This is a genomic window from Clostridium sp. UBA1652, from assembly GCF_002320975.1.
In the GTDB taxonomy this organism is placed as follows: Bacteria; Bacillota; Clostridia; order Clostridiales; family Clostridiaceae; genus Clostridium_T; species Clostridium_T intestinale.
On record NZ_DCLI01000082.1, the window covers coordinates 61836 to 72687 of the forward strand.

At 30.4% G+C, this 10852-nt stretch carries 11 protein-coding genes and 1 riboswitch; of the genes, 1 reads left to right on the top strand and 10 read right to left on the bottom strand.

Annotation, left to right across the window (positions count from 1 at the left end; genetic code table 11):
* The first annotated feature begins 35 nt into the window (after window positions 1-35).
* Window positions 36-1667 (top strand): recombinase family protein, encoded by a 1632-nt coding sequence (locus tag B3N22_RS17315; RefSeq protein ID WP_286908997.1) that lies wholly within the window; start codon window positions 36-38, stop codon window positions 1665-1667.
* Here the strand turns inward: B3N22_RS17315 and rlmH are convergent.
* From rlmH to B3N22_RS17365, 10 genes are all read right to left on the bottom strand, one after another.
* Entirely contained in the window at window positions 1639-2118 is a 480-nt protein-coding gene (gene rlmH, locus B3N22_RS17320; protein WP_286908999.1) for a 23S rRNA (pseudouridine(1915)-N(3))-methyltransferase RlmH, read from the bottom strand. The genes B3N22_RS17315 and rlmH overlap by 29 nt on opposite strands.
* 157 nt (window positions 2119-2275) lie before the next feature.
* Window positions 2276-3340: an ROK family protein gene (locus tag B3N22_RS17325; protein WP_286909001.1), complete on the bottom strand. Its 1065-nt coding sequence runs from the start codon at window positions 3338-3340 to the stop codon at window positions 2276-2278.
* A 123-nt stretch (window positions 3341-3463) separates the two neighbouring features.
* Window positions 3464-4894: an MFS transporter gene (locus B3N22_RS17330; protein ID WP_073021204.1), complete on the bottom strand. Its 1431-nt coding sequence runs from the start codon at window positions 4892-4894 to the stop codon at window positions 3464-3466.
* A 161-nt stretch (window positions 4895-5055) separates the two neighbouring features.
* Window positions 5056-6192, bottom strand: a complete 1137-nt coding sequence (locus B3N22_RS17335) for a trans-sulfuration enzyme family protein (RefSeq protein ID WP_286909005.1) — start codon at window positions 6190-6192, stop codon at window positions 5056-5058.
* 5 nt (window positions 6193-6197) lie between these two features.
* Window positions 6198-7349 carry a trans-sulfuration enzyme family protein gene (locus tag B3N22_RS17340; protein ID WP_286909007.1) on the bottom strand — a complete coding sequence of 384 codons (1152 nt, stop codon included), beginning with the start codon at window positions 7347-7349 and terminating at the stop codon, window positions 6198-6200.
* Between the two features lie 75 nt (window positions 7350-7424).
* Window positions 7425-7539, bottom strand: a riboswitch (SAM riboswitch).
* A 49-nt stretch (window positions 7540-7588) separates the two neighbouring features.
* Window positions 7589-8092, bottom strand: coding sequence for an SEC-C metal-binding domain-containing protein (locus B3N22_RS17345; RefSeq protein WP_073021211.1), 504 nt, complete (start codon window positions 8090-8092; stop codon window positions 7589-7591).
* Window positions 8093-8157: 65 nt separating this feature from the next.
* On the bottom strand, window positions 8158-8310 hold the full coding sequence (locus B3N22_RS17350) for a CxxH/CxxC protein (RefSeq protein WP_021804048.1): 153 nt from the start codon (window positions 8308-8310) through the stop codon (window positions 8158-8160).
* A 16-nt stretch (window positions 8311-8326) separates the two neighbouring features.
* Complete coding sequence (locus B3N22_RS17355; protein ID WP_286909011.1) at window positions 8327-9118, bottom strand: MBL fold metallo-hydrolase; 792 nt, start codon at window positions 9116-9118, stop codon at window positions 8327-8329.
* Window positions 9119-9136: 18 nt separating this feature from the next.
* Window positions 9137-10399 carry a UDP-N-acetylglucosamine 1-carboxyvinyltransferase gene (locus B3N22_RS17360; protein ID WP_286909013.1) on the bottom strand — a complete coding sequence of 421 codons (1263 nt, stop codon included), beginning with the start codon at window positions 10397-10399 and terminating at the stop codon, window positions 9137-9139.
* Window positions 10400-10658: 259 nt separating this feature from the next.
* Window positions 10659-10826, bottom strand: coding sequence for a DUF1540 domain-containing protein (locus B3N22_RS17365; protein WP_021804046.1), 168 nt, complete (start codon window positions 10824-10826; stop codon window positions 10659-10661).
* Window positions 10827-10852: the final 26 nt, after the last annotated feature.

Here is a 10852-nt window from a genome sequence, read left to right on the forward strand (position 1 = left end):
TATGGTTATATTATTAATCCTAAACGGAGGTTTTTATGTCTGAAGAAAATAAAAATATTCTTTTATATTACAGAGTATCTACACAAGAGCAAGTAGACGATGGCTATTCTATTCCAAATCAGAAGCGTTCGTTACATAAGTATTGTAATGCTATGGAATATAATATCGTTGGAGAATTTGAAGACTTAGGGATAACTGGTACAAGCATGAACGAAAGAAGCGGTATAAAAAATCTTTTAAAAGAAATAGAAAAAAATAAAGATATTGATGCTATAATTGTTACTAAACTTTCTAGACTTTCTAGAAAAATGCTAGATTTATTAATAATTCTAGAGTTTTTAGAGCAACATGATGTTACCTTAATAGCAAAAGAAGATGGAATAGATACAAGTACTGCTTTTGGTAAACCTATGTTAAAACTTGTAGGTATATTTGCAGAAATGGAACGAGATACAATAGTTTCTCAAACTAGAGCGGGTATGAAGGAAAAAGCAACACAAGGTGAGTTTAATGGAGGGGTTACATCTATTGGATATGACTATATAAATAAGGAGTTAGTTATAAATGAAAAAGAGGCTGAAACAGTAAGAAAAATCTTTGATTTGTACACAAATAAAAATTGGGGATATTCTCGTATTTGTCAAGAACTCAATAGAAATATTGAGCAATATCCAACTAAAAAAGGAAGTACATGGGCTTATTCTACTGTTAAATATGTATTGGATAACCCAGTTTTTGTAGGCATGATACGTTGGGGAGTTAGAAAAGATTGGGCTAAGAAAAGAAGAAGAGGGCTTACAGATGATTATGTTTTAGAAAAAGGAAAGCATGAGCCTATAATAGGTGAAGATTTATGGCAAAGAACTAGAGAAAAAAGAGATTTAATTGGGAAAACTCCAGTTAAAAAGACTAATTTTAAATATCTTTTGAGTGGATTGCCTAAATGCCCTGACTGTGGCTCTGCTATGGTTGCACAACGTTCCACAAGGAAGAATAAAGACGGCACTAAAGTAACATATAGATATTATTCCTGTAGTAGATGGAATAGCCACAAGGGCGATGTGTGTAAACCAAATTCTATAAAATCAGAACCTTTAGAAGAACAGGTTATTAGTAAAATTAAAGAATTTATATATAGTGATGGTATTATAGATAGAATTGTTAAGGATTTAGGAAGTAAGAATAACTCCGCGGAAATACAAAAAAATATAGACAATATAACAAAGAGAATTAAAAAATTAAAAAATGACGAAGATAAATATTATAAATACCTAATTGATGATGAAATGTTAAAAATATATAAGGAGTCTAAAATAAGGGAACTGGTAAGTGGAATTAATAGGGAATTAGACAAACTAGAAAAAGAACTAATCAACTATAAAACTCAACTCGAAAACATAAATAAAAAAAATATAAATGCAGAAAAAGTTGCATTAATGCTTAGAAACTTTGATAAGATTTTTGAAAAGGCAGATTTTGAAAATAAAAAAGAATTACTTCATACAATAATTAAAGAAATAACAATTAACCCCTCTACAAGAATTGAAGGTAGAACGGCTAAAGAAATTATTTTGTGCTTTAATAATGAGGATATACTTTCACATGAAAATAAGAAAGCGAAAAACGATTCGTTGTTGCTTACTTATGGTACGGTTCCCCCTTCATAATCCTAAAGCTTCTATAAATTTGTTCCAAAAGCATAACTCTAAAAAGTTGATGTGGAAACGTCATTTTAGAAAAACAAAGCTTATAGTTAGCTCTATTTAGAACAGCCTTAGATATACCTAAACTTCCCCCTATTATAAAAGCTATATTAGAGTTACCAGTTACTCCAAGATTATCTATGTAATCTGAAAATTCTTCTGAAGATAGTTGCTTACCACCTAAATCCATAGCTATTACAAACATATTATCTTTAATTTTACTTAATATGTTTTGTCCTTCCTTTTCTTTAATTGCTTCTTCTTCTTTTGCTGAAGCATTATCTGGTGTTTTTTCATCTGGAAGCTCTATTATATCTAATTTACAGTATCTACTTAGTCTTTTTGAGTATTCATCTATTGCATCTTTTAAGTATTTTTCTTTTAATTTTCCTACTGTTATTATGGTTATGTTCATTATATTCTCCTTATCGCTGTAGAGCTTTTTCTTTATCAACTTAATCATATCATAAAACAAGGGATGTGCATTTCATTTAGTATGCATCATCCCAAGCATTATTAAAAGTTTTAAGTTACGCTAACCATTACGTTATTGCGCCTTAATAAACTGATAATCAATTTTTTGTAATTTTTATATCTGAATACATAAATTCAGAAGTTATATATGCTATACCTGTTAAATAATCTCTTTCACTGTCTTCTGATAAAAGTATTGTTGGCTTTATATTGTTAGCTAAATATTTTTCACAAGTGTTTCTTATTTTTTCTATTAAGTTTTTTCTTAATGTTTCTCCACCTATAACTATAAAAGATGGATTAGTAACACAATTTAAAATTGCTATGGTTTGAGAAATAATATCTACATATGTATCGTCATCAATATTATTATCTAAAACTTTTTCCAAATGTCCCATGCTATTTATAGGAAGAAATCCTAGTTCACCAGCAAAATTATTTCCACCTCTTATTAATTGCCCATTTGCTATTATTCCAGCCCCTACTCCAGCTTCAGTAAAATGTATATATACAAGATTTAATTTCTCTATATCTAATACCTCTATGCTTTGAGAATAATTTAGACTAAATCCTAATGCCATAGAATTCAGATCATTTTCTAACACTACAGGTATGCCTAATTTTTTCTGTATGTAGTCTCCTAACTCAAATTTTCTCCAATCATTAAGCCCTTTTCCACTAAAAAAAGTTCCATTTTCCACTACTCCAGGAACTCCTATTCCTATAGCTTTTATATCTCTATCCTTAACTATATTATATATAAAGCTCTCAATTACTACATTATCTATAAAGTCTTCTATAATCTGTTCATTATAATCATAATATATTTTTACTTTGTTTTCCTCAATAATGTTTCCTAGTAGATTTGTTATTGCGTAATTTATATAACCATCTTTAATATAAAAAGATAATGCATTATTATAATCCAAATTAAGTGAATATCTTTCAGCTCTTCTACCCCCACTTGAATCATCAAATCCTAAGCTTATTATCTCTTTTTTTAAGATTAATTCCTCAATCAACGTCCTTATAGTTGTTATACTAATTCCAGTTATTTCAGATATTTCGGCTTTAGTTGCAGAACCATTATTCTTTAATGAATCTTTAATTAATGCACTATTTACTCTTTTCATTATTTGTGGCTTTGCTGATAAGTTGTTCATTTCTAATCACCCTTAATAAACTTATATCAGATACTTTTAAAAGTATCTGATATAAGTTTATTATATTTATTTGCAAAATACAATAGCATAGAAAAGAAAAAAGTTGATGCCTAACATCAACTTTTATGCAACCTCTGCTTTTTCTTTTAACTTTGAACCATACAATCTATATGCAGTAAGTACAGCACCTAATGAGCAAATTATAGCTGCTGATATATATACCCATCTCATTCCATATACAAATACATCATCTCTTCCTGATATATATCCAGTAACATGGTATCCTATCTTATTACTCATTCTATTGTATAAAAGGGTAGTAGAAAATGATATTCCAAATACAAGTCCTAGATTCCTAACCAAAGCATTGATACTTCCTGCTATACCTAGCTTATTCTTAGGAACAGTTGACATCACTAAAGAGTTGTTAGGTGACTGGAACATTCCATTTCCTACAGTCATTATTGCTATAAATGAAATTAGTACTCCTAAATGAGAATATTGATTTAAAGTAGACATTAAAAATAATCCTAAACTAGTTCCCAAAAGACCTAAGAATGTAAGAATTTCCGAACCTATCTTGTCTGATATATACCCACTTAAAGGTGCTACAACTGCCAGTATTATAGGTGATACCATCATAAGTAATCCAGTAACTGAAGGTGTTAATTTCATTACATATTGTAAATAGAACGGCAGTATTATATTTGAGCAACTTATTGCTACAAATGATATAAATGCACAGAATATACTAAGTGAAAATAATGTATTTTTAAATATCTCAAGATTTAATAGTGGAATTTTAACTCTTTTCTCTGTCTCTATAAAAACTACAAATAGTATTGCTGAAAGTGCAAAACACATTATAATTATAGTATTATTATATCCAACTTCTTGACCGTGAGTTAATGCTCCAAATAATAATATAATCGTAAGAGAAAATAAGCTTCCACCTTTCAAATCAAGTTTCTCATTAACCACTTCACTATGTTTTGATAATGTTTTACTCGCAAGAATAAACGCTACTATTCCTATTGGAACATTTATTAAAAAAATATATTGCCAGCTTAACGCATCTACAATTAATCCACCAAGAGGGGGACCCACCATAGAACCTAATGCCACAAATGTACCATTTATACCAAGGGCTCTGCCTCTTTCATTGGGAGGAAATACGTGTGTTATAATTCCATGGCTTGTAGACATAGATGCTGCAGCGCCTATAGCTTGAAGTGCTCTAGATATTACTAACATAACTAAAGAATTAGATATTCCACAAGCTAATGATCCAATTGTAAAAATAATTATTCCTAACTTAAAAATATTTCCTTTACCTTTAAGATCTGCAAGTCTTCCGAATATAAGTATAGTTGCTACTATGACAATTAAATAAATAGTTACTACCCATTCTATTGAAGCCATACTTACAGATAACTTATTTGATATGACAGGTAATGCAACATTTACTATACTACTATCTAGTGTGGCCATAAATGTTAGCATAACCGTGGTAAGCAGTATTACCCATCTCTTACTATCAACTTTATTCTCCATTATAATTTATCCTTTCACTGTTTAATAAAGAATAGTTGCGATTGCAACTATTCTTTATTATTATAATATATCTCTATTATTTATTCAAATACTAAAATTAATACTTTAGAAAAAAATTAAAGCAGAAGATTTAATTTCTTAATTCTTCTACTTTAATATAATTAAATATTTAATGCTTTATCAAAACTTTCTATCAAGTCCTCAAATTCCTCTAGCCCTACAGAAACTCTTATTAGTGTGTCTGTTACACCTAACTTTTCTCTCTCTTCCCTAGGTATAGCAGCATGAGACATCTTTGCTGGATAAGACACTATGGTTTCAACCCCACCTAATGAAACTGCAAAAGCAGCATTTTCTATATTATTTAAAAAATATTTTGTTAAATCTAAAGATTTTAGTCTAAAAGATAAAACAGCTCCCCCCCCTGATGCTTGAGCTAAATGAATATCTCTACCTGGATGTCCTTCTAGTGATGGATAATATACAGCTTCAACTTCTTCTCTTTTTACAAGCCACCTAGATAATTTTTCTGCTGTTTGTTGATGAACATCTAATCTTACCTTTAAGGTTTTTAATCCTCTAAGCAAAAGCCAACAATCCTGAGGTCCTAAAATTGCTCCAAAGGAATTCTGTATTGCATATATTCTATTTGCCAAATCTTCTGTCTTAGCTACAGCTAAACCTCCTACTACATCACTATGTCCTCCTATAAATTTAGTTGCACTATGAACTACTATATCAGCTCCTAAGTCTAAAGGTTTTTGAAGATATGGTGACATAAAAGTATTGTCAACTATAACAATTAATTCGTTGCTTTTAGCTATTTCTATAGCACCTTTTAAATCTGTTATTTTTAATAATGGATTTGATGGTGTTTCTAAAAATATAGCTTTAGTATTTTCTCTTACAGCTGCTTTTATATTATCTAAATTAGATGCATCCACAAAAGTAAATTCAATATTAAATCTACTAAGAACTTTAGTAGTGATTCTATAAGTTCCGCCATAAACATCTTCGCAAATAATTATATGATCTCCAGCTGAAAATATTGAAAGCACCGATGATGTAGCAGCCATTCCTGATGAAAAAGCAAATCCTCTGCACCCATTCTCTAATTGAGCAATAGTATTTTCTAAAGCCTCTCTTGTAGGATTTCCACTTCTTGAATAATCGTATTTTCCAAAACTATCTATATCTCTTTGATGATAGGTAGATGCTTGATATATAGGTATACTTAAAGCCCCTGTTTCTTCATCTATTTCATTCCCATTATGAATTAATTTTGTTCCAAATTTCATATTTATCACCCCAATGCTTTCTCTAAATCTTTAATTAAGTCCTCAACATTTTCTATTCCAACAGACAGCCTTAAAAGAGTTTTAGTTATACCTAATTTATTTTTTATTTCCTCTGGAATTTCAGCATGAGTTTGAGTCTGAGGATATGTAATTAAAGTTTCTACTCCACCTAAGCTCTCCGCAAAGGTTATAACTTCTACACTTTTTAATATTTTTGCTACCTGCTCCTCTTCATAAACATTAAAAGAAATCATAGCTCCAAAACCTGTTGCTTGACTTTTAGATATTTCGTACCCCTTATGATCCTCTAAACCTACATAAAATACCTCTTTTACCTTATGATGATTCTTTAAATAATTAGCTATCTTTATAGCATTTTCCTGACTTTTATCCATTCTTAGATGTAGTGTTTTTATTCCTCTCAATAAAAGCCATGAATCAAATGGTGCTAGTACTGCTCCTGTAGATTTCTGATAAAATCTTATCTTATCATTTATCTCATCACTATTTGTTACTACAAATCCAGCTAAAGCATCATTGTGTCCTCCAAGGAATTTTGTTCCACTATGAACTACTATGTCTGCTCCTAGATCTAAAGGCTTTTGATAATAAGGTGTTAAGAATGTATTATCAACAATTACTTTTAAACCTCTTTCTTTAGCTATCTCAACTATTTTTCTTATATCAGTTACCTTCATCATAGGATTTGAAGGTGTCTCTAAAAAGATTGCTTTAGTATTTTCCTTAAGGTTACTTAAAACCTCCTCAATACATGTAGTATCTATAAAATCATGTTCAATTCCATAAGGTTTATATATTTCCTCAAATAACCTGAATGTTCCTCCATATAAATCGTCTGAAACTAAAATGTGATCCCCACTTTTAAAAAGATTTATAATAGCTGTTATCCCCGCTACTCCAGTAGAAAAAGCTATGCCCCACTTTCCACCTTCTAACTTTGCTACTGTTCCCTCAACTTCTTCTCTAGTTGGATTTTGAAGTCTTGAATAATCATACCCCGTACTCTCATTTAAACCATTATGCTTAAATGTAGCTGTTTGATATATAGGAAAACTCAAAGCGCCTGTTAATGGATCTACTCCTTTTTTCCCATGAACCGCTATCGTCTCAAAGGATAAACATTTATCTTTACACATAATATAACCCCCTTATAAAATAAAAAATGCCAGAGATAAACTCTGGCATACAAATATGCTAATTACAGAAATCTACCCTCATCTACCAGTTTAAAAACTGCAGGAATTAGCACCACTACATAAATTGAATGAAATTTATGTTGGTTGCTGGGCTTCATAGGGCCAGTCCCTCCACCTCTCTTGATAAGTTTTTTAATTTATTAGTATTATTACACTTTTATATTGCTTTGTCAAATTAATTACGCATTAACTCCACAACATTTTTTATATTTCTTTCCACTACCACATGGACATGGATCATTTCTTCCTATTTTATTTTCATTTCTTACTGTCTTAGATTCTTTATATGACTTAGATATTTCTTTTCTCTTTTCTTCTGAGAATATACCTTCCCATTGAGAAAGAGTATAAAGGTATTCAGCTTTTGCATCTAGCATATTAAAATATAGTTTTTCTAGATCCATATCAAAAACTAACTCTTGTTCAGCAGTTACTGTTTCCAAATCGTATGGATTATTTAAACTGTCATTTATTCCATCTAAAAATCCCATAACGAATTCATTAGTAGCATTAAATTCTTTTGCTAACTCTTCAATAGTTGATTTTTTTATTTCCTTGTGGTTTGATAAAAGTTTTTTATATATTCTAGTTTCTATATCGCTATATTCAGCCCAGAAAGCTTCTTCCCCTTTACTTTTAACATATTCTACAACCATGTCTGTCCATTGTTTATATAGACTCATATTATCTTCTCCTCTTTCTTATATGTATTAATTTATACCAAGTACCTTTAATATAGACAATTTCTCTATTTCTCTAAAGAATACTCTGCTTTATCATTGCAATAATTACATTTTCCTTCTTTTGCTTCGTTCATTATTGGAAAGGTCTCATTAACTACTAAGAATTCATCTAAAGCCTCGTCTATGTGTTCTTTACATGCCAACACTTTATTTTCCATGAGTATCTTCTCCTTACTAGAATTCTATATAATTACTAGGTTTGTGCCTTTCAGCTAAAGAAATAGCAACATCTTTACCTATATAAATATTATTCTCATTTAATATATTAAGTACTGTTTGATATGCTAAATCTGGATGATTATTTGTATTGCTTAAATGTCCTAAATATAGGTTTCTAAGTATTCCGTGGTTTATCAGAGTTACTATAGCTTTACCACAGTCATCGTTAGATAAATGTCCTATTTCACTTAGAACTCTTCTTTTTAAAGGATATGGATAAGGTCCAAATTTAAGCATTTCAACATCATGATTACTTTCAAGTAACACTACTTCAGAAGATTTTATATTCTCAAGAATTTCATCTGTAAATACTCCAAAATCAGTTGCTACACTTGACTGCTTTCCTTCTGCTTGTATGGTATATCCTACAGGGCCTGCCGCATCATGAGGTATACAAAATGACTTTATTTGCATGTCATTTACTTCCACCACTGTTCTTTTATCCATAATTTTTATATTATGTTCTTTTATTTTTCCTAGATATGATTCCATTGCGCACCAAGTAGCATCATTTGCATATATAGGTATGTCATATTTCCTAGAAATTATGCCTACCCCCTTAATATGATCTGAATGCTCATGTGTTATAAATATTCCATTTAAATCTCTTGGATTTTGCCCAATCGAAACAATTGCTTCGTCTATCCTCTTTCCTGGAAGACCTGCATCTACTAAAATTTTTGTATTTTTGGTTCCTATAAAAACCGAATTTCCACTACTACCACTATATAATGGGCAAAAAATCATAATATATTTCCCCCAATGTTATTCGACTTCTTTTCTACAAATACTTGCTCCTAAGTCTTTAAATTTATTTTCTATATGAGGATATCCTCTATCTATATGCTCAATATTATGAATTTCAGTGACTCCTTCAGCTACTAATCCAGCTATAACCATTGCAGCTCCAGCTCTTAAATCTGTAGCCTTTACTATAGCTCCTGTCAATCTCTTAACTCCATCTATAATAGCAGTTCTTCCTTCTACTTTAATATCTGCACCCATTTTCTTCAATTCATCTATATGCTTATGTCTGCTTTCCCATATAGTTTCAGTTATTATACTTCTTCCTGAAACAGAACTTAATAAAGTTGACATAGGTTGTTGTATATCTGTAGGGAATCCTGGGTAAGGAGCAGTTTTTATATTAACTCCTTTTAAAGGCTCATCTACATATACTCTAACAGTGTCATCTCCCTCTTCAATCTTTACTCCCATTTCTATAAGTTTTGCAGAAATAGATTCTAAATGTTTTGGTATTACATTTTTAATTAAAATATTTCCTTTTGTTGCTGCTGCTGCAATCATGAATGTTGATGCTTCTATTTGATCTGGAATTACACTGTAATTACAACCTTTTAAAGATTCAACCCCTTTAATTCTTATAATATCAGTTCCCGCACCTTTAATATCCGCACCCATGGAATTTAAGAAATTTGCTACATCAACAACATGTGGTTCTTTAGCAACATTCTCAAGACTTGTAGTACCCTCTGCTAAAGTAGCTGCTATCATAACATTTATAGTTGCTCCAACACTTACAACATCAAAAAATATATTTGCACCTTTTAATTCTTCCGCTTGAACTCTTACCGCTCCATGCTCTATACTTACCTTTGCTCCAAGTGCTTCAAAGCCTTTTATATGCTGATCTATAGGTCTTACACCTATAGGGCAACCCCCTGGAAGCTCTACTCTTGCTTCTTTAAATCTCGACAATAAAGCCCCTATAAAGTAATAAGAAGCTCTCATTCTTCTAACATCTTCAGTACAAGCATCAACTCTTTGTATAGTTGTTGCATCAACTTCTAATGTATTTCTATCAATTTTATTTATTTTACAACCTAAGTCAGTTAATATTCTTTCTAAACAATGTACGTCTTCAATATCAGGAATATTTTCAATCAAACATTTTCCATTACTAGCTAGTACTGCCGCTGGCAAAATTGCTACTGCTGCATTTTTAGCGCCATTAATATCAACTTCGCCTCTTAAGATTTTGCCTCCATCGATAACTAATTTTTCCATCCGTTTTCACCCTTACCAATTTATTTATATATATTAAAGTTCCCAAACAAAAAATATTTATCCATATTATAACATTAAATCATTTTATTCATTCTATCCATAGTTCCCATTATAACATAAAGCATAAATATTTAAATATTTTTTTAACTGTTTTTATTAGTAATTTATTGCTTTTGTACTTCTAGCATAAATATTTGATTCATATGGTTTTAATCTTATAATAAAATGAAGTCGAACTATTAAGTTCGACTTCATTTTATTAGTACATTCCTTTTTCAAAACTTCCACAATCTGTACATTCAACTGTTTCAGCTTTATGATCATGCTTTACCACCATTATTTTGTCTAAAGTACAAAACTCTTCACTTCTAGCATGAAATTTACATTCAGAAACATTGCAACCTATACTCTTATTCTTTTGATCCATTACAATCTACCTCCTTATATAATATA

Excerpts from the sequence above, each read along its gene's own strand:
- B3N22_RS17355 (WP_286909011.1), bottom strand. The coding sequence starts at position 9,118 with ATGATTTTTTGCCCATTATATAGTGGTAGTAGTGGAAATTCGGTTTTT.
- B3N22_RS17360 (WP_286909013.1), bottom strand. The coding sequence starts at position 10,399 with ATGGAAAAATTAGTTATCGATGGAGGCAAAATCTTAAGAGGCGAAGTT.
- B3N22_RS17335 (WP_286909005.1), bottom strand. The coding sequence starts at position 6,192 with ATGAAATTTGGAACAAAATTAATTCATAATGGGAATGAAATAGATGAA.
- B3N22_RS17315 (WP_286908997.1), top strand. The coding sequence starts at position 36 with ATGTCTGAAGAAAATAAAAATATTCTTTTATATTACAGAGTATCTACA.
- B3N22_RS17325 (WP_286909001.1), bottom strand. The coding sequence starts at position 3,340 with ATGAACAACTTATCAGCAAAGCCACAAATAATGAAAAGAGTAAATAGT.
- B3N22_RS17350 (WP_021804048.1), bottom strand. The coding sequence starts at position 8,310 with ATGGAAAATAAAGTGTTGGCATGTAAAGAACACATAGACGAGGCTTTA.
- B3N22_RS17330 (WP_073021204.1), bottom strand. The coding sequence starts at position 4,894 with ATGGAGAATAAAGTTGATAGTAAGAGATGGGTAATACTGCTTACCACG.
- B3N22_RS17340 (WP_286909007.1), bottom strand. The coding sequence starts at position 7,349 with ATGTGTAAAGATAAATGTTTATCCTTTGAGACGATAGCGGTTCATGGG.
- B3N22_RS17365 (WP_021804046.1), bottom strand. The coding sequence starts at position 10,826 with ATGGATCAAAAGAATAAGAGTATAGGTTGCAATGTTTCTGAATGTAAA.
- rlmH (WP_286908999.1), bottom strand. The coding sequence starts at position 2,118 with ATGAACATAACCATAATAACAGTAGGAAAATTAAAAGAAAAATACTTA.
- B3N22_RS17345 (WP_073021211.1), bottom strand. The coding sequence starts at position 8,092 with ATGAGTCTATATAAACAATGGACAGACATGGTTGTAGAATATGTTAAA.